The sequence below is a fragment of the Dermacoccus sp. 147Ba genome (genome assembly GCF_004151355.1).
GTDB lineage: Bacteria > Actinomycetota > Actinomycetes > Actinomycetales > Dermatophilaceae > Dermacoccus > Dermacoccus abyssi.
Genome location: NZ_SEHL01000007.1, coordinates 119,394 through 142,822 on the forward strand (window position 1 = coordinate 119,394; position 23,429 = coordinate 142,822).

Consider the following 23,429-nt stretch of genomic DNA (forward strand, 5'->3'; position numbering starts at 1 on the left):
CCCGGCTGGGGTCGACGAATCAGATCAAACTCGAGTGCAACCAAATGCTCCCCTCGTGCGTCTTTCCTCGTGAACGCTCGAAAACAGAGCGGTCCGTCACATTTGCGCCGCAGCGCACATGGGGCAGAAGGCTGGCGGTAGCGGGGTCGGTGGGGTCTTGGGGGCTCGATCGCCCCCGCACCGGCGAGCGGGCGTTAGGTCTGATTGACTTGACGCCGTGACGATCAACGCAGCTGCTGTGGCCTACCTGCGCCACCACCTGTGCGAATTTCTCCTCTTCGTCGTACTGGCCACGCCGGTGCTCGTCATGCGTCCGTTCCTCGGCAACGTTGTCGTCGTCGTCCTCTTTTTCTTCATGTACTTCGGTTTCTCGTACCAGAGTGAGCGCGCGGTTCGTCTGCGCGTGGACGACGACGGTGTGCAGTACCTCGCGGGTGGGCGGGATCGCTCGTTCATCGCCTGGAGCGAGATCGGAGCGATCGTGCCGCGTCGGTTCCGCGGATGGCCCGCCGAGGATGCTCTCGTCGTCCTCGATCACGCGGACAAGCCGCTTCTCGTGGCTGGTGTCGCGATGTTCGGTGATGCGGACCTGCGGCGGGTGAAGGCCTACGCCGGGCAGCGCGTCGAGGTGCGTGAGCCTGTTGTTCTGTCGGCGCTCACGGGTCGAGCGGGCGGACACCGTCGGCCCGATCTCGTGCCGGAGCGCACGTCGGAGCGGTTCCTCGCGTCGTCGATCGGCGGCATGGTACTCGCCGCGCTCGTGGCGGTGGCGCTGTTCAGCTTCGTGCGCTGAGGCGCTGTTCGCGTCGGTCGGAGAGGACGACGACGGCGAGGCACGCGGCGGCCATCGCGGCGCCGAAGAGGAACATCACGGAGTAGTGGATGCCCGCCTGTTCCGCGACCCACGCCATGATGGCCGGCACCGCGAAGCCGAGGTAGGTGACGGAGTAGAAGACGGCGGTGAGGCCGGCGAGGTCGCGCGGGCCGGCGATGCGCTGCACCTCGAGCAGGCCGCTCACCATGGCGAGGCCGTAGCCGGCGCCGAGGACGAAGCTACCGAGAATCGCGGTGGCGATGGCCAGCTCTGACGCGGCGAGCGCGCCGAGCAGCATTCCGGCGACGAGAACGACGAGCGCCGCCGTCACGGCCCGTGCGGAGCCGGGGCGGTCGATCTTGCGCCCGAGGGATTGCACGAAGAAGCCGCAGGTGAGGCCGACGACGCACAGGAGCGCGGAGAAGGCGATGGGTGCGTTCGTCACGCGGGAGCTCATGAGGGCGGGCAGGACGGCGTAGGCGCAGGCGGCCGCGCCGAAGACCCAGGGCGCGACCGGCAGGACGACGGTGAGGAAGCGTCGGTGGCCGAGCGCGGGGATGCGCAGGTCGTCGCGCAGGCGCCCGGTGTTGCGGTTCGTCAGGTCGATGGTTTCCGGGGTGCCGCGCAGGCGGATTGCTGCGCTCAGCGTGACGAGGATGTTGACGACGTACGCGAGTTCGTCGGGGTAGGGCGCCCACTGAGCGAGGCAGCCGGCGACGCCCGCACCGATGCCGAATCCGGCGGTGAGCGACATGGCGGCGCGCTTGGCGCCGGTGCCGTCGGGTACGTCGTCGTGGGGGCGGGAGGAGAGTTCCTTGACCCAGGACGTGCCGACGGCCATGACGAGGCCGAGCGCGATGCCGGACAGGACGCGTCCGGCGAAAAGCGCCGCGACCTGGCCGTGCGCGAGCGCGAGGGTGGCACTGCCGGCCATCGCGATCCAGGGGGCCGGAGCGAGGAGCTTGGCTCGCCCGTACCGGTCGGAGAGCGGGCCGCCGATGAGCAGCGACGGGATGATGCCGAGCACGTAGGCGAAGAGCAGGATGTCGACGGTGACCGCCGGCAGGTGGTGCTGCGACTTGTACATGACGAGCAGGGGAGTGAACTCGTTGCCACCCCAGGCCACGGCGAGCATGGCGTGGGCGGGGCGGGTCCACGGCTTCGTCATGGGGCTTCCTCCAGATGCTCGGCTACTGGCAGGTACCCATGAAATCACGCGGCTTGGCGCGGGGGTGCGGTGCGTTTCGGGGAGTGAGCGACGTCATCGTGGACGGGGTGTCGTGAGGGGTACAGGCCTCGCGCGGTCGGGCGTGTGTGGTGCCGAACTGACGCGGCGCCCCGTTGTGTTCTGACGGGGCCCGGTTCAGGTGCGAAGGCGGCGTGACGACGCGCTGAGTGCCGGGTGACCGCGAGCCTGCTCGACCCGGTGAACCGGACGACTACGCCGTCTCGCTGACGAGGTCGAGAAAGTGCCGGGAGCGCTCGCGCAGTTGGGCGACGCGCAGTTCTTGCCAGGCCACGCGTTCGGCTTCGTCCTGAACCTCCATGGCGTTGGGGACGCGTCGGGCGTTCCTCGAGCAGGAGAAGTCGGTGCAGATGGACGTGCCGACGGTGTTGCCGACGCGGCCGCTCGCTCCGGCGCGCGGCGCGACGTAGAGGGTGACGTTGTCGGTGGCGGTGATGTCCTGACACCAGGAGCACAGCAGCTTGCGGCGCTCCTTGGGTGGGGTGGCGCGGCGCAGGAGGAGGGTGCGCACTGCGTCGCCGTCCTCGGTCTCGACGACGAAGGTGGCGTACGACTGCTGCTCGCGCTTGGGGTCGATCCAGCCGAAGTAGTCGCGACCCTCCCACTCGATGCCGTCGAGGTCGGGCAGGTTGGCGCGCTTCGCCTCGCCCTTGGAGGCGTTGACGAAGGACGCACGGATCTCTGCTTCGGTGACGGCTCGCATGGGTGCCATCCTCTCGGAGCGCTTCTGCGGGCCGCAAACGAATTCAGTCGGGGAGCAGCAGTCGCGCCCGCTCGGGCCAGAACGTGACGGGTCAGTGGCCGCACAAGGGGGCGCCGCGCAGGCGCGGCGCCCCGCGACTACAGCAGCCCGCCCGACAACAGTTAGGCTGACCGCTGCGCGTGCAACCCCTCGGGCGGAGCGCGCCGCGACGTTCACGCGAGTGCGTCACCGCCTGGTCGACGCGATGCGAGGACGACGCTCCCGTAGCTCAGGGGATAGAGCACCGCTCTCCTAAAGCGGGTGTCGCAGGTTCGAATCCTGCCGGGAGCACCGATCGGCCCTCGGGCAAGAATGTGTGGGGCCGGCCAACCTCGACATCCGGTTCGGCCCACGTCGGGCGTTGGTGATGCCAGGATCGAAGGCATGATCGCTGCTGTTGCCGTGTCCCAGAACGCCGACGACCCGCTCGCGGGCCTCGAAGTGCGTGAGAAGCCCAAGCCCGACGTCCCGCAGGGATGGTCGCTCGTCAAGGTCGTCACGAGCTCCATCAACATGCACGACGTGTGGACCCTGCGCGGCGTCGGCCACCCGCCTGAGCTGCTGCCGCGCATCCTCGGTTGTGACGCCGCGGGCTACGACGAGGACGGCAACCGCGTCGTCGTCCACGGGATCATCGGCGACCTCGACCGCGGACGCGGCGACGAGACCCTCGACCCCAAGCGCTCCCTGCTCTCCGAACAGTACGAGGGCACCTTCGCGGAGTACGTCGCGGTGCCCGCCCGAAACCTCGTCCCCCTGCCCGACGGCATCTCCTTCGAGGACGCCGCCTGCCTGCCCGTCGCGTGGGGCACCGCCTACCGGATGCTTGCCACCCAGGCGAGGCTGCGCGCCGGCGACAGCGTGCTCGTGCAGGGCTCCGCCGGGGGAGTGAACTCGGCCGCCATCAAACTCGCCGTCGCCATGGGCGCCACCGTGTACGCCACCTCGCGCACCGACGAGAAACTCGCCCTCGCCGAGAGCTGGGGCGCTCGCGGCATCGCCGACGGCGCGCGCCTGCCCGAGCAGGTCGACTACGTCATCGACAACGTCGGCGAAGCCACCTGGTCGCACTCCGTCAAGTCACTGCGACCCGGCGGCGCCATCGTCACGTGCGGCGCCACCACCGGCATGAACCCCTCGGCCGATCTCGGCCGCATCTTCTACCAGCAGAAGCGCGTGCTCGGCTCCACGATGTGCACGCTCACCGAACTCCAGCAGCTCGTGCGGGTCATGGAGAACACCGGCGTCCGCCCGCTCATCGACTCCACCGTCTCGCTCGAGAACATCCGCGACGGCTTCGAGACGCTGCTCGGCGGCGACGTGCGCGGCAAGATCGTCGTGCGAGTGGCCGAGGACGACTGACGCGGCGGTCAGGGGAAGCGGCTCAGAGTTCCTTGATGACGCGTGCCGGCGAACCGACGGCGACGACGTTCGCGGGCAGGTCCTTCGTCACGACAGCCCCCGCACCGACGACGGTGTTCTCACCGATCGTCACGCCCGGGCAGACGACGACCCCGCCGCCGAGCCACACGTTGTTCTCCAGCGTGATCGGCTCGGCGGCCTCCCACTTGTCACGCCGCTGATCGGGGTCGAGCGGATGCGTCGCCGTGAGCAACTGGACGTTCGGGCCGATCTGCACGTCGTCAGCGATCGTGACGCGGGCGACGTCGAGCGATGTGAGGTTCCAGTTCGCGAACGTGCGCGCCCCGATCGTCGTGTTGTAGCCGTAGTCGCAATGGAACGGCGGGCGCACTTCGGAATCTTCGCCGAACGCGCCGAGCAGTTCCTCCATGACGGCGCGGCGCCCGGCAGCGTCCGTCGGGTCCATCGTGTTGTAGCGGTGTGCCAGCGACTGGGCGCGCGCCGACTCCTCGCCGAGCACCGGATCGTCCGCGATGTACAGCTCGCCGGCGAGCATCCGCTCGCGCATGGTCTTCGTCGATTCCGTCATGGCGTCCAGGCTAGGGCGCCTCATCGATCGCACGTTGCCCCTGTCCATGCGCAGGGGTCGCCCGGCGGCTGCGCGCACCGGGAAGGGGCATAACGTCGAGCTATGAGCTCTACACAGCAGGGGACGATACGGAAGCTCCTCGAGGCGCACGGCACGACCTTCGCGGCCGACGCCGACATCACACTGCGTGACGAACCGGCATGTCTGTGGCAGCTCCTCGTTCTCGCCCAACTGCTCTCGACCCGGATCAGCTCCGACATCGCCGTGGCCACCGCGCGCGAACTGTGGAAGGCCGAATGGCGCACGCCCGCGAATCTGCGCAGGAGTACCTGGCAGCAGCGCGTCAACGCCCTCGGACGTGGCGGGTACCGCCGTTACGACGAGTCGACGGCGACACGACTCGAGGCCAACGTCGTCCTGCTCGACGAACGGTGGAACGGAGACCTACGCGAGTTGCGCGACGAGGCGGACGGTGACGCCGCAGGCATCGCAGAGCTCCTTCAGACGTTCGACGGCATCGGTCCCACGGGAGCGGACATCTTCCTTCGCGAAGTTCAGGATGTGTGGCCGAGCGTCGCGCCGTACGCGGACAAACTGGTCGTGCGCGGAGCGAAGGCTGCAGGCCTCCCGACGACGCCGGACGAACTCTTCGCGCTCTGCCCGAGCGGCCGCGCAGCCCATCTCGCTGCAGCGCTCGTCCGCGTCGCCCGCAAGCCGAGCATCCTCGAGCGCTCGTAAGACGGGTGGACGGCGTCAGCTGACGCCGTCGTCGGGCCAGGTCCAGCGGATGCCGACGAGGCCCGGCCCGACGTCCTGCACCATGAGTTGGAGCAGTCGGTTCGGGCGGACGTCGAGGCGATAGCCGATCTCGCCCTCGCCGAGGTCGACGTACTCCTCGGCAGTGGCGGGCAGCTCGCCTGCGAACTCAACCTGGATGAGCACCTCGCGCGTACGCCGCGGGACGCTGTAGGTGGCCTCGACCGCGCGTAGCGCGCTCGGGGGCAACTGGATGCGGTGATCGACGACGGCGATGTCACCCCGACGTGCGTCCTCGGCCAAGATCAGTTCTGCGCCCATGAGCCCGTGCTCCGGCCACAGCACCGTCCGTCCGAGTTTGCACCCCGCGACCGCCTCGAAGTGATCCTCGATCGACGTCGAGAACGCGGCCGGGTCAACTTCGTCGACGACATGGATCGACGGCAGTCGGATCGGGCCGGGGGAGAGAGCGCGCACGATGTGACGAAACTCAAGCGTCCGCTCCACGCCGACGGCGTCGACGAAGAGCTTTTCGTGGACCGTCTGCTCGTACGGCAGTTCGTCGTGCTGCATGAACCCCAGCTCGCCCAAGGCCTTGGCCACGAGGCCGGTCTCCGGCATTGCCTGCGACACCGGAACCACCCGGGGATTGCGCCCACGCGGGCGCGGGGGCCCAACGAGATCGGTGAGCTCACCCGACCCCAGGCCCAGCAGGTCTTCGAGAACCGTGAGGGCCTCGATACTTCTGGCCTGCTCAGGCTGTCGCCTGCCCGAAGACCAATGGCTGAGCGCCGACACACTGACAGGAGTGCCGTTGGCGCTCAACTGATGTGACAAGGCCGAGAGCGTGATTCGTCGGGCCGAAATGGCCGATCGCAACGTAGTCGAGAACGGAGTTGCGGTTTCTCCATGGCTGGGCGCCACAATGTCCCCCCTCCTTCCACCCCTTCATGCGGAAACACCGCCAGGCAGGCTAGGCAGTGGTTGTTTACGGATTTGATTTAAATACTGGAAAAGGCGGCTCCTATGGTCAAAAAGCTCCACATATCTGGGCAAGGGCGTAAATGTCTGCCCCATTTGTCGCCGCAGAGTATTGGACGGTCGTCCGGTTTCTCGGGTGCCTTGGATTTCACCTCGTGCTGACGAATCGCGTGGAGCGAGACAGACATGATCCTTGCCGAAAGGGTGGGCCGACGATGGCACCTTCACTGATCAACTGGGGCGAGGGCGAGGCACGTGCCTGGGGGGAGCGCACCCACGTTGCCCGCCATGACCTCGACGGCCTCGACCTCTTCGCACGAAAGGGTATCGCCCGCATCATCGATGCGATGCCGCGTTCAGCGGTCCATGCCTACACCATGGGTGACGACCCCTGTGACGGCGCGACGTGGCGTCGTGGTGACGTGGCAGATCTCACGGGTCTCCAACTGCTCGACATAGTCGACCAAGGTCGCCTCTGGCTGAATATCGTCGGGGCGGGCCATCATGTGCCAGAGCTCGGAGCAATTGTCGACGAACTCTACGGAGAAGTTTCGTCCACTGTCGGTGACGCCTGGAGCACGCTCAAGGCGACCCTCCTCGTGTCTTCTCCGTCCGCGCAGGTTTTCTATCACGCCGACAACCAGCCGAACGCTCTGTGGCATATCCGCGGTGAAAAAAAGGTATTCGTCTATCCCTGTCGCGAGCCGTATGTTTCTGTGCGCCAACTGGATTCAATCGCGGCCGGGTATGCGGACGAGCAACTGCCGTACGACCCTGCGTGGGATGCGTCCGCCGAGGTGATCGACCTGCAGCCGGGCGAGGTTGCGTGGTGGCCGCAGAACAGCCCGCACCGTGTCGTGAACGCGCCCGGCGAGCCGAGTGTCTCGCTCTCCGTCGAGCACCGGACCACTGCCTCCACGCGCACCGAGCGTCGCCAACGGGCCGACTTCCACCTTCGGCGAACCTTCGGGCTCACCCCGCCCCCCGGCAAGTGGCTGGATCCGGTGACTCTCGTGGCCGGCTCCGCCCTCGCGAAGGTGGCACCCAAGCAGCGGGCTCGCAACGAGCGTGCCGTCTCCTTCGTCGTCGATCCTGAGGCGGAAGGCGGGGTGAAGAGCCTCGCATGAGCACACTTCTCGCCGTCCGAGGCCATTACACGGCCCACCGTCTCGACCATGACGAACTCGGTTACACATCCCTGAGCGACGACGTCGACGCCGTTCTCAGGAGCGAAGCTCCCGTCACCCACCTGCCGATCGACGAACTCGCGAAGCAGGCGCGTGCTCGGCACGCGGACCTCGTGGTCATCGTCGTCGGTCGCCAAGGGGAAGAATCGTTCACCCGGCCACTCGGTTTTGCGCTCCTCGAGCGCCGACCAGCCAGCCCGTGGCGACCGGTCGACATCCGCCTGGCGGGTGAGGGAAAGCTCGACCGTCAGAGTTTCCACCTCGTGGAGCCCGAGGTCGCTGCCACGCTGGCACTCGGTGTCGCCACCTTCGTGCGCCGGCACCGCGTGTGGCGCCTGCACCTCGACCAGGTCTCGCCGAACGATCCGACCCTCGCCTACCTCGTGCGATGCCTACCGCGGCTGCGGGCGCAGGCCGGTGACCCGATCCCACTGCTCCGCTGGCCCGACGAGCGTCGGCCCGGCCGGTGGGCGTCGAAGAAAACCCGTGCCAAGCACCGCACCGCATGCCGGAGGCTCGATGAGTCCGGCTCTGCCTGGCGGGTACACCGGTTGCGGAACGCCGGCGAGATCCGCGCAGCTCTGCCCAGGACGCTCGAGGTGCGCGCAGCTCGCGAGCGTCAGCTCGCCCGGCGCGACGCGTTCGCCGATGCGGCAGGGCAGCGTCACGTGCAGCGCGTTCTCGATCTTGCCGCCGAGGGCAATGCCGAGGTGTGGCTCCTCACTCTCGACGGCACGCTCGTCACCTATGTCGTCGTCGGGTGTGACGACGGCAAGCGCATCCTCGTCGACAGCAGGATGCGACCGGGCCATGAGCGCCGCTCACCGGGGCTCGTGCTCTTCGGCCACATGCTCGCCACGTGGTACGTCGACGACGCCGTCCGGGTCGTCGACTTCGGACGTGGCATCAACGACTTCAAGCGCGGCCTGCGCAACGAGGTGGAGGAACGCCTGTGCGTGCGTGCGTGGTCGAACCCTGCCCTTGAGTACGCGGACCGCGGCCGGCACGTCGCCGACGCACGTCTTCGAGCGTGCGCCCGATCAGTGCGTGATCGATCACCGCTTGTCGCGGGGGTCGTGCGCCGCTGGCGCGCTCACCCCTTCACGCATCCCTGACCCCGAGGACGACCGGCCGAAGCGCCGTAGGAAAGCAGGAAAGCATGTCCACCCGAGCACCCGAGGAGACGACCACACGGTGCGTCGCCCACGTGTGCGACTCCGTCGCGGCCGCGGAGGAGTGCGCCTCGCGACGGGCGTGCCACGGGCGGAGTGCGCTTTCGGCCGGTCGCCCACCTGCGTCGCGGCGGGCCGCGCGTCGTGCCGCAGGCCGACACGACCGCGTCGAACCGAGGCGTCGACCCTCGATGTCGCGCGGCGCCGGCGCTGCAGCCGAGGACGCCCGTGCGGCCCGTGACCGCCGGGCGCGCACGCGCCGGGCCCGGGACGTCAGTGGATTGCTGGCCATCGACCTCGCCGTCCCCGCAGGCATGGGGTTCGCGACCCCGGTCAACCCGTTGGCCGTACTGGGTCTCGCATTCGGGATGGTCACCACCTACCGCTGGGCCGGGTTGTACCGACGCCGATTCAGTCAATCGGTGCTCGACGAACTGCCGTATCTCGTGCTCGGAATCCTCGTCGGTTTCGGCCTCGGTGCCTTCGCGCTTCTCGTCGACGACGCCCCGACGTGCGGCGAGTTGTTCGCGGGGCTCGTGCTGACCGTGACGGTCGTCATCGCCGGACGCACGCTCGTGTACCGCCTACGTCGCCGCCGCGCGCCCCGTCACGCCCAACGTGGCGGCACCCGGGTCCTCATCGTCGGTACGGGCGCCGGAGCCCGCGAGTTGGCCCGCCGCATCACCACAAGCGGTCAAGGCGCGGCGCTCGTGGGATTCCTCGGCGCCGAGCCGGACGGCGGTGCGCTCGTCGAGCAGACGATCACCGCTCCCGTCATCGGCGACTACGCCGACTTCGGCGAGGTCGTCGAGACGTTCGGCGTCAACATCGTCGTCTGCGCCTTTCCCGAACTGCAGGAGTGGCAGCTCGCACACCTGCTGCGCCGCGATGCGCCGCCCGACGTCGAGGTGTACACCGTGCCGAACGGGTACAGCATGCGTCGCTGGGGCGGGCCGTGGGCCGACCACATCCGCGGTATCCCGATCATCCCTGTCGCCCCGGCCCAGATGCGGTGGGTGGACGTCGTCAGCAAGCGGGTTCTCGACATCGTTCTGGCGCTCGTCGCGCTCGTTCTTCTCTCGCCGGTACTGCTGGCCGTGGCGCTCGCGGTGCGTATCGAGCTCGGACGCGGAGTCATCTTCCGCCAGGAGCGCATCGGCAAGGGCGGAGCAACGTTCACCATGCTCAAGTTCCGGTCCATGCACCCGGCGCGCGAGGGGGACTCGCAGACCCGCTGGAGCATCGCAGGCGATCAACGCATCGGTGCCGTCGGCCGTTTCATCCGCGCCACGTCGCTCGACGAACTGCCGCAACTGTTCAACATTCTGCGCGGCGACATGAGCTTCGTCGGCCCGCGTCCCGAGCGCCCCTACTTCGTGGAGCGCTACTCGCAGATCTACCCCGACTACGAGGACAGGCACCGCGCGCCGGCCGGGCTCACCGGCTACGCGGCGGTGCAGGGCCTGCGCGGCGACACCGACATCGCCGAGCGGGCGCACTTCGACAACCTCTACATCGACAACTGGTCGATGTGGCAGGACCTCAAGATCATCGTGAGGACGGTGGGCAGTGTTTTCGGACGCCACGGCAGTTGACGACGACGCGCGTTTCCCACGCCCCCTGCGGGTCGGCATCGTGTTGCCGACGCGCACCCGCGGCGGCGCCGAGGTGTGGCAGGAGCGGCTCGTCCGGGAAGAGGCGACGGCGGATGTCACGGTTCTCGCACCGCATGGCAGCGACGCCCTGCGCCGCTGGCAGGAACGGTCGGCGCGCACGCTCGACCTTCGCTCGGGGCGCCGCTTCCGCGGTGCTGCGGCGAGCGTCGTCGACCTGCGTGAATACCTGCGCACCTCCCGTCCCGACGTCGTCGTCGCGCACGGCGTGAAGGCCGCGCTGCTCACCCTGACCGCGGCCGCCGGCGCCGGAGCGCGCGTCGCCTGGGTGCGCCACGACGACAGTTTCCCGCGCCTCTCGCGCATCGTGAACACGCTGGCGGACGCTCGGCTGCTGGGCTCCGAGGGGGCCCGGCTCGCAGGTGACACCCGTGCGGTTGCCATCCAGGGGCCGCTTCCCGGTGCGCCACTGACGCGGGCGGCCGCGCGGCGGACCCTCGGGTTCGACGAGGGCTCCAGCGGCATCAGGCGTGCCGTCATGGCCACGCGACTCGCGCCCTACAAGGGGGTCGATGTCGCCATCCGTGCCCTCGCGTGCCTGCCGACGTGGAAGCTTCACGTCTTCGGCGTCGTCGATCACGCCTACCCGCAGGAGGCCGAGCGACTCACCGCACTCGCGGAACAACTCGGCGTGGGGGAACGGTTCGTGCTTCACCCTGCCCGTGACGACGCCTGGTCCCTCCTCGGTGCCTTCGATGCTGCGCTGATGCTCACGCGCACCGACGCGGGAGCCCACCTCAGCCGCGAGGCGTTCGGGTTGACGGCGTACGAGGCGGTGCGCGCGGGAGTGCCGGTCGTGGCGGCGTCACCTGTCGCCGAACAGCTCGGCGCTGCAGGCATTCTCGTCGGCTCCGAGGACGTCGACGCCGTCGTTGCCGCCCTGCGTGACTGCGTGCGACCCGAGCGCCGCCGTGAACTGCTCGCCGCAGGCCCCGGTGTGCTCGCGACCACCGTTCTCGAACCCGACGAAGCCGCCGACCGCTTCACCCGCCTCCTCGCGGGGACCGCCCGCCGACCGGGGGCGGGCGTGCGAGGCGCCGAGCCGATGTCGGTCGTCACGACGGTGCTCGACGAGGCCGAGGCTCTCGCGCGCCTCCTCGACGACGTGGTGCCGCTGCTCGGTCCTGACGACGAACTCGTCGTCGTGGACGGCGGCTCACGCGACGGCACGTTCGAGGTGGCGCAGGCGGCCGGCCGCCGTGATTCACGGGTACACGTGTTGCGGGCCGAGGGCGCCGGAATCTCCGAGGGCAGGAATGCCGGGATCGCCGCCGCCGCCCACGAGCTCATCGCGTGTACCGATGTAGGGTGCACACCGGCGCCGACGTGGCTCGAGGCCTTCCGCAGCGCAGCGAGTGAGCACCCTGAGGCGCACCTCTTCACGGGTGTCTACACCGCGACGGCGAGGAATGCCGTCGATGACGCGTTCGCCGCCTGCGGCTACCCGGACGTCGCTGAACTGCACCACCCGAGCGCCGGTCAGCGCCTCTACGCGCGAGCGTTCGGCCGCGCGTTCCGCCCCGAGATGCCCACGGGGCGTTCCGTCGCCTTCAGGCGAGCCGCCTGGGCCGAGGTCGGCGGTTTCCCCGAGAACCTCCCGACGGGTGAGGACGTCACGTTCGGCATGCGGATCGCGGCCCGCCACCCGGCGCTGCTCGTCGCCGATGCCGCCGTCGAATGGGAGCAACGACCGAGCGTGCGCTCCACCCTGCGCATGTACTACCGGTACGGGCAGGGCTCGGCCGACTCGGGCAACACCCGGCTCGTCGTGCGTGACGGCCTGCGTCTGCTCGCCTACGGGGGTGGCGCCGTTCTCGTGACCAGAGGGCCCCTTGCCCGAACGGCACTCGCCGTCGGTGCGGTGGGCTATCTCGGCGTGCCGGTGCGGCGCGCGCTGCGGCGTCCGCGCGGCGTTCGCGCCGCAGCGCTCGTGCCCTTCGCGACCGCGGCTCGCGATGTCGCGAAGGTGGCCGGAGCACTCGAAGGCATGACGCGCCAGGCAAAGCGGGGCGCTCACTCGTGAATCGTGCACCCGCGACGCGCAGCTCGGCGCGGCGCCTCACCGTCGGAGCGCTCACCCTGAGCGTCGGCGAAGTCGTCGGCAAGCTCGGCACCCTCGGCATGCTCGGGCTGATGGCCCGGCAGCTGGGCGCGGCCGACTTCGGCCTCTTCAGCCTCGGCCTGGGCCTCGGACTGTTGCTCGCGTCGGTCGTGACGCTCGGCTTCGACCAGCGCCTCGTGCAACTCGTCGGCGCGGAACCGGAGTCGCTCGACGCCCGCCTGTCGGCCCTGCTGACACTGCGGATGGCGCTCGCGATCACCGTCGTCACCGTGTCTGCGATCGTCCTCATGACGCTCGACGAACCGGCCGCCTCCCGCGAGGTCATCGCCGTGCTTGTGGTCGCGGGATGTAGCGACACGCTCGTCGAGGCCTTCCGTACGGCTGCGAACGTGCGTGCCGTCCAGGTCGTGCCCGCCGCGGTGCTTGTCGTGCAACGGCTGCTGGCGCTGGGCCTCGTCGCCTGGGTCCTGGCCGAGGGACACGGGGTGGTCGCGGTCGCGTGGGCCTACTGCGCCGCGTCCCTCGGGAGTCTCGTCGTCATGGCGGGGGTGAGCCGTGTCGTGGCCGACGTCCGGCCGCGGGCGGCTCTCGTCACGCGTCACCACCTCGGCGACTTCCTCCGCGCCGTGCGGGTCACCGGGATCAATGACCTCGTCTCCATGACGCTCTTCCGCCTCGACGTCGTGTTGCTGGCCGTCCTGGCCGGTGAGGTCGCCGTCGGCCACTACACTGCGGCCTACCGGCTGCTCGAGACAGTGCTCTTCGTCAGCTGGTCGCTGTGCCGCGTCGTGCAGCCGAGCCTCGCCGACACCTCGGCCCCGATTGCGTCGCGCGCGGGCATCGTGCGCGCCTGCATCGTGCTGGTCGCAGCGGTCTACGTGCCTTACACCGCGCTCCTCGTGGTGCGCGGCGAAGACCTCATGCACCTGCTGTTCGGCGCCGAGTTCGCCTCGGCCCACGTGCTGTGGGGTCTGTGCCTCGCGCCCCTCGCATTCGGACTGGCACAGGTCGGTGCCACCGCGCTACTCGCCCTGCGTCCCGATCCCGCTGTGCTGTGGGCCAGCACCGCAGCCCTCGCGACCAACGTCGGGCTCAACCTCGCGCTCATTCCCGCGTTCGGCGCCGTGGCCGCCGCCGTGACGACGAGCCTGTCCTACGTCGTCCAGGCAGGCGTGACGGTGACGGCGCTGCGCCGTGTCATGCCGGTGCGTAGCGCGAGTCGGCCCCTCGCAGTCGTCGCGCTCGCCGCGTTCGTGGCGGCCGCGGTCATGCTCGTCCCCATGGCGCCGCTCGTCGCGATGGCGTTCGGCGTGGGCGTCTACGTCCTCGTGTGGGGCGTCCTGACGTCGGTGTGGGATCGCCCCACGCTCGGTTTCCTCCGCTCTCTCGCGAGGCCGGCATGAGCGCCCAGCTACGAACCCGGCGCGAGGCACGCGAACACCGCACCGCAACCCGCCTGCGCAGCCTGCTTGCCGCGGCCGTCGCGACGACCCTCGCCGTCGCACCCTGGTCGGAGCGGGCCGTGGCGCCCCTCATGGCTCTCGTCTGCGTTTTCGCCGGAGTCGTGGTGCTCTTCGAGCGTCACGTGCACATGCCCATGACCCTGCGCGCGTGCGCACTCGTGCCGATCGGCCAAACGCTCACGCTGCCGTTCGCCCCCGACCTGCCGTGGTCCTGGCGTCTTGTGGCCATGAGCTGGATGGGGTGGATCTGCGCGCTCGGTGTCGCCCAACTCGACGCGCGTCGCCGGGCCTGGATGCTCGTCGCTGTGAGCGCGTCCGCCGCCGTCGTGGCATTCGGGTCGCTCGCAGATCTCGGCGCGCTCTCGAGCCACGAGGGCGGCGGCGTCATCAACGGCCGCCTCCAGGGGCCGCTCGCGCAGCCCAACGAACTCGGTTCGCTCATGCAGATGGCCTTGCCGTTCGTCCTCCTCACGACGTTCGCCGCCTGGGCCCCGCGTGACGGCCGCATTCGTGCCCGGACGTGGCGAGTCACGAGCGTCGTCGGCCTCGCCGGCGTCGTCGCGGCACTCGTCTTCAGCCTCTCGCGCGGTGCTTGGATCGGAACGCTCGTCACGCTCACCCTGGTGGCGCTCGTGCGTCCCGCCGCCCGCCGCGGACTCCTGACGTTCGGGCTCGCGCTCGTCCTCGTGGGGGCGCTCGCAGCCGCAGCGGGGGGATCGTTCGTCAGCGCCGTCAGCGCGCGGTTCGACTCCCTCACCTCGCCGACGCGCAGTGCGTCGGACGAGCGCCCGGCGATCTGGGCGTATGCCGGCGAGCTCGTCGACGGTCGTCCGTTCACCGGGGTCGGCGTCGGTGGCCTACCGGAAACCGCCGGCGACGCAACCTTCGGCATGACGAACGTCGCGCCGCTGCACGCGCACAGCATCGTGCTCACTGCGCTGGCCGAAGGCGGACTTCTCGCACTCGCGACCCTCAGCGTGCTGCTCGTCGTCGGCGTGCGCGTACTCGCGCGCATGAACGCGCGTGGTGCGCCGGTGGTCGAGGTGGCCGCCGCAGCCGCGCTCGCCGGCGCCTTCGTGCACGGCGTCATCGACTTCCCTTGGCGCGCACCGGCACTCACCGCCACCACCTGGCTTCTTGTCGGGCTTCTCCCGGTCGGCGTGACGCGCTCGCGCCGTTCCTCGACGAAAGGAAACCCATGACCGACCATCGCGACCCGACGGACCTGCCCGCTGCGGAAACCCGCGGCTCAGGTTCGTCACCGACCTCCACGGACACTGATGGCGCGTCCCGCACGGGCATCGGACGGTGGCGCCTGCCGCTCGCCATCGTCGTCCTCGGCACTCTGGTCGTCGCTCTGACGGCGCTGCTCCTACCGGGTCGCTACGACGCGACATCCGTCGTCGGGCTGCGCGCCGCATCCGAGGGCGGGAACCAGGCCGACATCGCGGCCAGCGCCGACAGCCTCAAGCAGGTGGCCCAGCAAGAAGCGGTGGCGAGCGGTGCGCCCGGACACGTCGAGAGCATCGGTCGCTCCATCCCCGTGTCGCGTGACGCGAAGGCCACGGCCAACCTCGACCCCGACTCGACGACGATCCGCATCGTCGCGCAGGGCGTGAGCGCGCGTGAGTCCTCGGCTCTGGCCAACGCGCTCGCCGATGACGCCGTCAAGCGCATCGGACGTGACGGCACGGCGCGCGCGGTGGTCCTCGAACGGGCTGATCCGACCTATGCCGAGAAGAAGCCGAACCGCCTGCTCGTGGCCGGGGCGGGGGAGGCGGCCGTCCTTGCAGCGGCCGCGCTCGCCGGTGCAGCGAGGGGGCGGCCATGACGGGCCCCACGCCGCTCGTGCTCATGTACCACGGCGTGGCCCAGGTGCCGCGCTCGCTGGATCCTGCGAACATCTTCGTGACGAAGGAAGCGATCTCCCACCAGATCGCACGCCTCACCGAGCGTCACGGGTTCCGTCCGCTGACCGAGGCGCAGTACCTCGCCGCGCTGGCCGGTGAGCGCAGCGTGCCCTCGAACAGCTGCCTCGTCACCTTCGACGACGGCTACGCCTCCGTGCTCGACGAGGCGGCGCCGTTGCTTGCCGCCGCGCGTGTCCCGGCCATCTGTTACGTCTCACCCGGGTTGCTCGGCGCGCAGCCCGACCGCAGTGAACCGGCCGCCTCGGCCCGCCTCGATCGCGACGGCGTGCAAGCACTGCGCGAGTACGGGATCGAGATCGGTTGCCACAGCGACCTGCACGCGTCCATGCGGGGGATGAGCGCCGAGCGGCTCCGTGCTGCGACGAGCGTCGCGCGTGAGGAGATGGAGGCGCTGTTCGGCCACACCCCGCGCACGTTCGCCTACCCCTACGGCGATCACGACGCGGCGGCGCGAGCTGCTGTGCGCGAAGCCGGCTTCGAGTGCGCCTTCGCGACCTACGAGGGATACGGACGTTTCGCCCTGCCACGGGTCGACATCAACGCCACCGACACCCCGTTCACCTTCGACCTCAAGCTGCGGCGGCTGTACCCGTTCGTCCGTCGTTCGCTGGGGCGCGTTCCCGTGGTGCGACGAGCGACGCACCACGTCGTCGGCTACGCCCCGAGGCAGCCGTGACCCGGATCCTTCACGTCACCGAATGCTTCAGCACCGGAGTTTCGCGCGCCATCCGCACGATCGCGCAACTCGCGCCGGAGCACGAACACCACCTGCTGTACACCGGCCTCGACGAGCCGGGCGAGTCCACGTTCGCCTCCTGCCGCGAGCTGCCGGACGGAACCTCGGCGCGCATTCGGGCGGTGCGTGAGGTTGCCGGCGCGCTCGGTGCCGATGTTGTTCACGCACATTCGAGTTGGGCCGGCGTCTACGCGCGGGCGCTGCCGTTGTCTGCCCGCGTCGTCTACCAGCCGCACGGGTACAAGCTCTCCGACACGAGTGCGTCACGGCCGGCGCGTTTCGCTGTGGCAGCCGCCGAGAGCCTGCTGGGGCTGAGGAGCGATGCCGTCGTCGTTCTCTCACCGCAGGAGGCACGGCTCGCCCGACGGCTGACGCCGAGGGCGCAGGTCGTCGTCGTGCCGAACGTGCCGACGCTGCCGGTTCGTGAAGAATCACCGGAGAGCTCGGAGGCCCCGCGGGGCGGTGGCGAGATGGCCCATCCGACGATTGTCATGAGTGGCCGGGTCAGCCGGCAGAAGGATCCGGAGTGGTTCGTCGCCGCCGTCGAGCTCGTGCGTCGAGAGCGTCCGGACGTGCGGGCGGTGTGGCTCGGCAGCGACGACGACAAGGGCTTGACCGAGCGCCTCATGGCCGCCGACGTGACGGTGACCGGTTGGGTCGACGCCGACGAGGTGCGGCGCTTGGTGGGTGCGGCGGGCGTCTATCTCCACACGGCGCGGTACGAGGGGTTCCCGCTCAGCGTTCTCGACGCGCTCGCGCTCGGTACGCCGACGCTCGTGCGTGACATCCCCGCGTTCGAGGGAACACCGCTGTGGGCCGTCGACTCACCGACGGCAGCCGCCGGTCGTGCCCTGGCCCTGCTCACCTCGCGTGAACAGCGGGAGGCCAACCGTCGTGCGGGAGCACAGCTGCTGACCACCATGTCGCCGGACGCCCAACAGGCGGCCCTGGCCCAGCTCTACGGGTGAAGTCGCACCCCGTCACGGCGAGGCGAGGCGAAACAGCCCCTTCGTCTCGATAGCCTTCCGGGGTGACGAACGACGACCGCAGCGCTCCCGAGGCCCACGCGAGCGTGCTCGACACCGAGCGCGCCCAGGCCGTGCGTGACGCTGCCGCCCTTTGGCAGCGTCACCTCGTCGACCTCGGCGGACGCAACTCGCTTCTGTGGCAGCGCACCGACGACACGGTCGAGCTCGACCTCACGACGGCGCACCCGGCCGGCGTCGCGAAGTTGCTCTCCGGCCGCAACGTGCTCTTGTCCGAGATCGTGCGCGAACCCAGCGCCTACCGTGCCGCGTACGAGCGGGCCATCGCCGTGCGCGATCTCTCGCGTGAGCTGCTCGAGGAGCGGGGCATCATCAGTTGCTTCCTCGCCCTCGGGCGTGCGACCTGGCAGCTCAGCGGTGACGCCGTCCCCGCCGCCCCGATCCTCCTGCGCCAGTGCGACATCCACTTCGGTGGTCGCGACGGTGACGACCTCGTGCTCGAGGTGTCGCGCACCGTCGAACTCAACTCGGCGCTGTCGACCTATTTCGCCTCGCGCGGCATCAACATCGACCAGGACTACCTGACGTCGCTCGCGTCCGGCCCCCACGGCTTCGACCCTGCTCCGACCTACGACATGATGCGCCGGGCCGGCGCGAGCATCCCCGGCTTCCGTGTCGACGAACGTCTCGTCGTCTCGACGTTCAGCTACGCCAAGCTCTCTATGGTCCGCGACGTCTCCGACCAGTCGGCGTGGTTGCACCAACACCCCGTCATCGCTGCCATGGCGGGTGACGAGCAGGCCACGTTCGACGTCGGCGCGCAGATGCCCGAACCCGGCCTCGACGCCGACCCGCGCGAGGAGTTCCTCGTCCTCGATGCCGACGCGCAGCAGCAGGCGGCGATCGACGCCGTCATGGGCGGCCAGCACCTCGTGCTCATGGGCCCGCCCGGTACGGGCAAGAGCCAGACGATCGCCAACCTCGTCGCCACGCTCACCGCACACGGCCGCAGCGCTCTCTTCGTTGCGGAGAAGCGCGCCGCGATCGACGCGGTCATCGGCCGGCTCGAGGGTCTCGGGCTGCGTGACCTCATGCTCGACGCCCATGCGGGCTCCGGCACCGCAGCCGACCTCGTCGACGCTCTCGCGCGCCGCCTCGTCACAGCGCCTGCCTCGGGGGCACCGCACGTCGGTGATGCCCTTCGTTCGAGTCACGACACCGGCCCGGGCCAGGACGCTCCTGACGAGGCCGTCATCGAGACGCTCGAGGAGCACCGCTTCACCCTGCTCGAGCACGTGCGCGCGCTGCACCGCGTGCGTGACCCGTTCGGCGTCAGCGCCAACGACGCGCAGGATCGCATCGCCGAACTCAACGCCCTGCCGGTGGCGCCGCGTTCGCGCGTGCGCCTCGAGGGCGAGCCGTTGCGGCGCCTCGACGAACAGGGCCGTGACGAGGTGGGCCGCCTGCTGAGCGACCTCGCGCGCCGCAACGCCTGGCGTGACGACGGGCAGCCCGACCCCTGGTTCGGCTCGCGCGTGCGCGGGCGTGACCACATGGAGCGCGCGAAGGCACTCGTCACCCGCCTCGCCGGCGAGAACGGGAACGACGGCGATCTCGCCGCTCACCGATCCCAACTCGACGAACTCTTCACGAAGGCGGGCCTCCCGCTGCCGGAATCGGCCACGCGTGCGGCCGAGGTCCTGGATCTCATGGAACAGGTGAACAAGACGCTCGACGTCTTCACCCCCGAAATCTTCGGTGTTCCGCTCGACATCGCCGTCACGGCGAGCGCCACCCGCGCCCAGCGCAAGGAAACGGGCGAGGCTCCCGGCGTCCTCGAACGACGCCGTGTACTCAAGCAGGCCCGTGCCACGCTGCGGCCGGGACGGCCCCCGGCCGATCTGCACGCCGCGCTTGAGCGGGCGTGTGTGCAGCAGACCCGCTGGAAGGAACTCGGCGGTGCCGGGCGCCCCAACGTTCCCATCGGTACGGAGGAGGCCCGCAGCGCCCACGCCCGCCTCACTGAGGAGCTCGACTGGCTCGGTGTGCGGCTCGAGGGCACGGCGGGCGCCACCGAACTGCTCACCACACACTTCGACGAGCTCGCGGAGCGAGTTGCCGATCTTGCCGCCAATGTCGATCGACTCGAGATCGTGCCGACCGTCGGAGGCGATCTCGAGCGCCTGCGCGCCCAGGGTCTCGGCGCCGTCATCGACGACTTCGCCGCTCGCGGTCTCGGCCCTGACGCGGTCGGCCCCGAGTGGGAGTTCGTGTGGTGGACGAGCGTTCTCGGTCGTGTGCGCCGTCACGATCCGGCCTACGAGCAGCACCGCGGCAACGAACTGCGTGCGTCTGCGGTGAAGTTCGCCGACGCCGATCGCCAGCACCTTGCCGCAGCCCCCGAGCGTGTGCGCGCCCGCGCCTACCGACGCATCGACGCCGTCGCGGAACACTTCCCCGAGCAGGTCGAGGCGATGGAATCGGCCCTCGTCTTCGGTCATCACGCAGGCAGCGCCGACGCGCTGCGCCACGCGTTCGCCGGCGCCCCCGACCTCATGACGGCGCTCGCTCCCTGCTGGGCCATGAGCCCCCTCGTCGTTGCGCAGACTCTCCCGCCGGGGCAGTGGTTCGACGTCGTCATCTTCGACGAGGCGAGCCAGATCCCGCCGGCCGAGGCGATCTCCGCCATCAGCCGTGGTGCACAGGTCGTCGTCGCCGGAGACACCCAGCAGCTTGCGCCGACGAGCTTCTTCCAGCGCACGGCCGCGGGTGAGGACACGGCACACACGGGGGAGTCTGTGCTCGACGTGCTCTCCGCACTCCTGCCGGTGCGCCACCTGCGTTGGCACTACCGCTCGCTCGACGAGCGCCTCATCGCGTTCTCCAACGACGCGGTCTACGACGGTGAACTCGTGACGTTCCCGCGGGCACGTACCGAGAACGTCCTACGCTTGCACGTCGTCGGCGCGCACGCCGTGGCCTCCGACGACCTCCCGGTCGCCGCAGCTCAGGCAGCCTCGGTCGACGAGAACGCACCGGAGGTCGCGGCCGTCGTCGATCTCGTCTCACAGCACGCCCGTCAGCGGCCCGAGGAAAGCCTCGGCGTCATCGCGCTCGGTCTCACGCACGCACGCCGCGTCGAGCGCGCCGTGGCGGCGGCAGCCCGCACCGACGAGGCGCTCGCGGCCTACCTCGAGGCGCACGTCGACGAGCCGTTCTTCGTCAAGAACCTCGAACGCGTCCAGGGTGACGAGCGCGACGCGGTGGTCCTCACCCTGGGTATTGCCCCGACGAGTGGCAGCCTCGTGCGCCGCTTCGGGGCGCTCAACCACGTGGGTGGCGAACGACGCCTCAACGTGGCCATCTCGCGCGCCCGTCGCCGCATGGATGTCGTGAGCACGTTCGCCGGCGAGGACCTGGAACCCACGACTCTGCGCTCGCGCGGGGCGACGCTGCTCCGCGATTTCCTGCTCTACGTCGCCGAGTGCGACGAACGCCTCGAACCTCGTGCCGAGGACGTCGACGGGGTCACCGTGGTCGGCGGCAAGCGTCGCCGTGCTGCAACGTCCGGATCCGTCGCGTTGCGCCGGGTCGGGGCCGACGCGGAGATCGTGCCCGTGCCGTTCGTCGTCGAGGACTTGGCGCGGCGCCTTCGCGCCGAGGGGCTCACGGTGCACACCGGCTACGGCCATTCGCGCATGCGCGTCGACCTCGCGATCGAGCATCCGCGCGAGCCGGGGCAGATGCTGCTCGCCGTCGAGAGCGACGGCGAGCACTACGCGGCGATGAACAGCGTGCGCGAACGCGACCGGCTCCGTCCCGACGCGCTGCAGCGTCTCGGCTGGGCGCACGACAGGGTGTGGACCGTCGACCTCTTCCGTGACCCGGCGCGCGACACCGCCCGCATCGTCGAGTTGGTTCACCGTCTCGCGGCGCAGGTCGACGTCGCAGGTGAAAGCGTGCCGCAGTGACCGACGTGTCAGGGCCCGACGGCGCTGACCGCCCGAAGGCTGCGGGAGGCGAGCGGCAGGGGAGTGGGCGGCCACCGCGTCGCGGTCCTCGTCGCGCCACGGCTGCCCAGACCGGATCGGTCATGCCCGCCGCCTCCGCCACGCCGGAGGCGGATTGGGCCGAGTGGCTCGCTCGCCGGGAACCCGAGACCCAGACGCCGCCTTCGCCCGTGAGCACGGACGAATCCGAGGCGAAGGGGGCAGCCGAGAAGCCGCGCCTGAACGAGCGGGATCGGTGGTTCCTCGAGCAGCGTCCACCGCACTGGGACTGAGTGGCCCGGGCGTCGCGAACGAGTCGCGAAACGATCCGAACGCGCGGTCACGAGAAAGGGCGTCGACACCGTGATGGTGTCGACGCCCTTTCGCGTCAGAGGGTCAGTGACCTCGGGATGAGCGTGAAGTTCAGACGCGACGCTGCGCGCGCAGCTCGTCGCGGATCTCGGCGAGGACGGAGATCTCCGTGTCCTCGACGTCGGCCGGCTTCTCGAAGCGGGCCTTGGCAGCCTCGTACGGCTTGACCATGAAGAAGTACACGACGAAAGCGAGGATGAGGAAAGCGACGAGAACCGTGAGGAACGCGCCCACCGGAACGTCGCCCGGCTTCCAGTTGTTGAAGTCCGGCGTGCCGCCGAGCTTGCCGATGAGGCTCATGACGACGTTGACGAAGGCCTCGACGACCTTTGCGAAGGCGCCCGCCATGATGAACGCGACGGCAAGCTCGATGAGGTTGCCGCGCATGATGAAGTCCTTGAAGCCCTTCATGGCTTCTCCTTACTACTCAGTACCAGTGAAAAGGTGCGAGGTGAGCGTACCCATCCGGGTGAGACACAAAGAAACGCGGGAATCCCTCAGCGTGTCGGAATACGTGATAACCGGGCGGGTCAAGGACTGACCGTGACGAACAGATCTGACCAGGACGAGTGTCCATCATTGGTATGACGCGCAATTTTCATCACGTCGGGCGGCGTGAGGGCCACGAGAACAGGTGCTCGATCGACTCGATTCGACACGTCCGCGCTGCGGGACTTTGTCTCGAATGGTGGTACGACTGGCGCCGCCGAGGTGAGGCGCGTGCCGTCGGGTGCCCAGACGTCGACGCGTGAGGTGCGAGTCAGTCGGTCCGCTAGTGCGGCGTCCGCGTCGATCGTCACGAACTGTCGGCCGCGCAGCTCAGGGCGTTCGGAGTTGTCGGTTGTCGACGCGCCGGACGAGGGGGATGAGGAGGCAGGGACGTCGTGGGTTCCACCGCCGGTGGCCACGAGGGCGGCAGCGGCGAGGCAGACGCAGGCGCCGAGTTTGCGGAGTCGACGTCGCCTCGTGGCGGCGGCTCGGGTGGGCGCATTGAGGCGGTGGACGACGTCGAGATCGCGCAGGCTGGGCATATGTCGACGCTAGGCGCGTGGCAGTTGCGCGTCACGCGGGACGCCCCGTGCCCTGTGGAAGAGGCTTACCGGCCGTCAGGGTTGGGGAGAAGTCAGTCGCTGGACGAACTCGACGAACTGCCCTCGCCCGAGCCGGAACGGCTGTCCGTGCGGTAGAAACCGCTGCCCTTGAACGTCACGCCGACGCCGTCGAACACCTTGCGCAGGTCGCCCGAGCACACCGGGCACGTCGTCAACGCCGGGTCGGAGAAGGACTGCCGCTCCTCGAAGCGGTGGCCACAGTTCTTGCAGGCGTAGACATAGGTGGGCATGGTCTCCTCCAACAGGGCGAACGGCG

Annotated in this window: 20 protein-coding genes and 1 tRNA gene; 15 read left to right on the forward strand and 6 right to left on the reverse strand. The window is 69.6% G+C overall.

Annotation, left to right across the window (positions count from 1 at the left end):
* The first annotated feature begins 217 nt into the window (after nucleotides 1-217).
* The gene (locus tag EVU97_RS10555) at nucleotides 218-793 is read left to right on the forward strand and encodes a hypothetical protein (protein ID WP_129665649.1); all 576 of its coding nucleotides are present in this window, start codon (nucleotides 218-220) and stop codon (nucleotides 791-793) included.
* Here EVU97_RS10555 and EVU97_RS10560 read toward each other — a convergent pair.
* The gene (locus tag EVU97_RS10560; protein ID WP_129665651.1) at nucleotides 777-1,982 is read right to left on the reverse strand and encodes an MFS transporter; all 1,206 of its coding nucleotides are present in this window, start codon (nucleotides 1,980-1,982) and stop codon (nucleotides 777-779) included. The two genes, EVU97_RS10555 and EVU97_RS10560, sit on opposite strands and share 17 nt — an antisense overlap.
* A 271-nt stretch (nucleotides 1,983-2,253) precedes the next feature.
* Nucleotides 2,254-2,763, reverse strand: a complete 510-nt coding sequence (locus EVU97_RS10565) for an FBP domain-containing protein (protein WP_129665653.1) — start codon at nucleotides 2,761-2,763, stop codon at nucleotides 2,254-2,256.
* 257 nt (nucleotides 2,764-3,020) lie between these two features.
* Here EVU97_RS10565 and EVU97_RS10570 point away from each other — a divergent pair.
* Both EVU97_RS10570 and EVU97_RS10575 read left to right on the forward strand, forming a co-directional pair.
* Nucleotides 3,021-3,093: transfer RNA gene (locus tag EVU97_RS10570), tRNA-Arg, on the forward strand.
* Between the two features lie 93 nt (nucleotides 3,094-3,186).
* Nucleotides 3,187-4,164: a zinc-binding dehydrogenase gene (locus EVU97_RS10575; protein ID WP_129665655.1), complete on the forward strand. Its 978-nt coding sequence runs from the start codon at nucleotides 3,187-3,189 to the stop codon at nucleotides 4,162-4,164.
* 22 nt (nucleotides 4,165-4,186) lie between these two features.
* On the opposite strand, the gene EVU97_RS10580 is transcribed toward EVU97_RS10575, so the two are convergent.
* Complete coding sequence (locus EVU97_RS10580) at nucleotides 4,187-4,753, reverse strand: sugar O-acetyltransferase (RefSeq protein ID WP_129665657.1); 567 nt, start codon at nucleotides 4,751-4,753, stop codon at nucleotides 4,187-4,189.
* Nucleotides 4,754-4,855: 102 nt separating this feature from the next.
* On the opposite strand from EVU97_RS10580, the gene EVU97_RS10585 reads away from it, so the two are divergent.
* On the forward strand, nucleotides 4,856-5,491 hold the full coding sequence (locus EVU97_RS10585) for an endonuclease (RefSeq protein WP_129665659.1): 636 nt from the start codon (nucleotides 4,856-4,858) through the stop codon (nucleotides 5,489-5,491).
* A 15-nt stretch (nucleotides 5,492-5,506) separates the two neighbouring features.
* On the opposite strand, the gene EVU97_RS10590 is transcribed toward EVU97_RS10585, so the two are convergent.
* Nucleotides 5,507-6,142, reverse strand: a complete 636-nt coding sequence (locus EVU97_RS10590; protein ID WP_129665661.1) for a hypothetical protein — start codon at nucleotides 6,140-6,142, stop codon at nucleotides 5,507-5,509.
* Between the two features lie 503 nt (nucleotides 6,143-6,645).
* On the opposite strand from EVU97_RS10590, the gene EVU97_RS10595 reads away from it, so the two are divergent.
* The 11 genes from EVU97_RS10595 (at nucleotide 6,646) to EVU97_RS10645 (ending at nucleotide 21,982) form a co-directional block, all read left to right on the forward strand.
* The gene (locus tag EVU97_RS10595) at nucleotides 6,646-7,617 is read left to right on the forward strand and encodes a hypothetical protein (protein ID WP_129665663.1); all 972 of its coding nucleotides are present in this window, start codon (nucleotides 6,646-6,648) and stop codon (nucleotides 7,615-7,617) included.
* Nucleotides 7,614-8,792: a GNAT family N-acetyltransferase gene (locus EVU97_RS10600; protein WP_129665665.1), complete on the forward strand. Its 1,179-nt coding sequence runs from the start codon at nucleotides 7,614-7,616 to the stop codon at nucleotides 8,790-8,792. Before EVU97_RS10595 ends, EVU97_RS10600 begins: the two co-directional genes overlap by 4 nt.
* Nucleotides 8,793-9,040: 248 nt before the next feature.
* Nucleotides 9,041-10,444 carry a sugar transferase gene (locus tag EVU97_RS10605; RefSeq protein ID WP_165357940.1) on the forward strand — a complete coding sequence of 468 codons (1,404 nt, stop codon included), beginning with the start codon at nucleotides 9,041-9,043 and terminating at the stop codon, nucleotides 10,442-10,444.
* Entirely contained in the window at nucleotides 10,419-12,545 is a 2,127-nt protein-coding gene (locus EVU97_RS10610) for a glycosyltransferase (RefSeq protein ID WP_129665669.1), read from the forward strand. Before EVU97_RS10605 ends, EVU97_RS10610 begins: the two co-directional genes overlap by 26 nt.
* Nucleotides 12,542-13,987 carry an oligosaccharide flippase family protein gene (locus EVU97_RS10615; RefSeq protein ID WP_129665671.1) on the forward strand — a complete coding sequence of 482 codons (1,446 nt, stop codon included), beginning with the start codon at nucleotides 12,542-12,544 and terminating at the stop codon, nucleotides 13,985-13,987. Before EVU97_RS10610 ends, EVU97_RS10615 begins: the two co-directional genes overlap by 4 nt.
* Nucleotides 13,984-15,249: an O-antigen ligase gene (locus EVU97_RS10620; RefSeq protein WP_129665673.1), complete on the forward strand. Its 1,266-nt coding sequence runs from the start codon at nucleotides 13,984-13,986 to the stop codon at nucleotides 15,247-15,249. The genes EVU97_RS10615 and EVU97_RS10620 overlap by 4 nt, the downstream gene beginning before the upstream one ends.
* Nucleotides 15,246-15,878, forward strand: coding sequence for a hypothetical protein (locus tag EVU97_RS10625; RefSeq protein WP_129665675.1), 633 nt, complete (start codon nucleotides 15,246-15,248; stop codon nucleotides 15,876-15,878). The genes EVU97_RS10620 and EVU97_RS10625 overlap by 4 nt, the downstream gene beginning before the upstream one ends.
* A complete protein-coding gene (locus tag EVU97_RS10630; protein ID WP_129665677.1) occupies nucleotides 15,875-16,654 on the forward strand; it encodes a polysaccharide deacetylase family protein in 780 nt (259 codons plus the stop codon). Before EVU97_RS10625 ends, EVU97_RS10630 begins: the two co-directional genes overlap by 4 nt.
* Nucleotides 16,651-17,682 carry a glycosyltransferase family 4 protein gene (locus EVU97_RS10635; protein WP_165357941.1) on the forward strand — a complete coding sequence of 344 codons (1,032 nt, stop codon included), beginning with the start codon at nucleotides 16,651-16,653 and terminating at the stop codon, nucleotides 17,680-17,682. The genes EVU97_RS10630 and EVU97_RS10635 overlap by 4 nt, the downstream gene beginning before the upstream one ends.
* Before the next feature lie 62 nt (nucleotides 17,683-17,744).
* Complete coding sequence (locus EVU97_RS10640) at nucleotides 17,745-21,671, forward strand: AAA domain-containing protein (RefSeq protein WP_129665680.1); 3,927 nt, start codon at nucleotides 17,745-17,747, stop codon at nucleotides 21,669-21,671.
* Between the two features lie 122 nt (nucleotides 21,672-21,793).
* Entirely contained in the window at nucleotides 21,794-21,982 is a 189-nt protein-coding gene (locus EVU97_RS10645) for a hypothetical protein (protein ID WP_118914367.1), read from the forward strand.
* Nucleotides 21,983-22,112: 130 nt separating this feature from the next.
* Here the strand turns inward: EVU97_RS10645 and EVU97_RS10650 are convergent, their stop codons facing one another.
* Nucleotides 22,113-22,472 carry an MscL family protein gene (locus EVU97_RS10650; protein WP_047312278.1) on the reverse strand — a complete coding sequence of 120 codons (360 nt, stop codon included), beginning with the start codon at nucleotides 22,470-22,472 and terminating at the stop codon, nucleotides 22,113-22,115.
* A gap of 712 nt (nucleotides 22,473-23,184) precedes the next feature.
* Nucleotides 23,185-23,403: an FmdB family zinc ribbon protein gene (locus EVU97_RS10655; protein WP_129665682.1), complete on the reverse strand. Its 219-nt coding sequence runs from the start codon at nucleotides 23,401-23,403 to the stop codon at nucleotides 23,185-23,187.
* Between the last annotated feature and the right edge of the window lie 26 nt (nucleotides 23,404-23,429).

Excerpts from the sequence above, each read along its gene's own strand:
- EVU97_RS10625 (WP_129665675.1), top strand. The coding sequence starts at position 15,246 with ATGACCGACCATCGCGACCCGACGGACCTGCCCGCTGCGGAAACCCGC.
- EVU97_RS10605 (WP_165357940.1), top strand. The coding sequence starts at position 9,041 with ATGTCGCGCGGCGCCGGCGCTGCAGCCGAGGACGCCCGTGCGGCCCGT.
- EVU97_RS10585 (WP_129665659.1), top strand. The coding sequence starts at position 4,856 with ATGAGCTCTACACAGCAGGGGACGATACGGAAGCTCCTCGAGGCGCAC.
- EVU97_RS10600 (WP_129665665.1), top strand. The coding sequence starts at position 7,614 with ATGAGCACACTTCTCGCCGTCCGAGGCCATTACACGGCCCACCGTCTC.
- EVU97_RS10560 (WP_129665651.1), bottom strand. The coding sequence starts at position 1,982 with ATGACGAAGCCGTGGACCCGCCCCGCCCACGCCATGCTCGCCGTGGCC.
- EVU97_RS10650 (WP_047312278.1), bottom strand. The coding sequence starts at position 22,472 with ATGAAGGGCTTCAAGGACTTCATCATGCGCGGCAACCTCATCGAGCTT.
- EVU97_RS10630 (WP_129665677.1), top strand. The coding sequence starts at position 15,875 with ATGACGGGCCCCACGCCGCTCGTGCTCATGTACCACGGCGTGGCCCAG.
- EVU97_RS10575 (WP_129665655.1), top strand. The coding sequence starts at position 3,187 with ATGATCGCTGCTGTTGCCGTGTCCCAGAACGCCGACGACCCGCTCGCG.
- EVU97_RS10655 (WP_129665682.1), bottom strand. The coding sequence starts at position 23,403 with ATGCCCACCTATGTCTACGCCTGCAAGAACTGTGGCCACCGCTTCGAG.
- EVU97_RS10565 (WP_129665653.1), bottom strand. The coding sequence starts at position 2,763 with ATGCGAGCCGTCACCGAAGCAGAGATCCGTGCGTCCTTCGTCAACGCC.
- EVU97_RS10580 (WP_129665657.1), bottom strand. The coding sequence starts at position 4,753 with ATGACGGAATCGACGAAGACCATGCGCGAGCGGATGCTCGCCGGCGAG.
- EVU97_RS10620 (WP_129665673.1), top strand. The coding sequence starts at position 13,984 with ATGAGCGCCCAGCTACGAACCCGGCGCGAGGCACGCGAACACCGCACC.
- EVU97_RS10645 (WP_118914367.1), top strand. The coding sequence starts at position 21,794 with ATGCCCGCCGCCTCCGCCACGCCGGAGGCGGATTGGGCCGAGTGGCTC.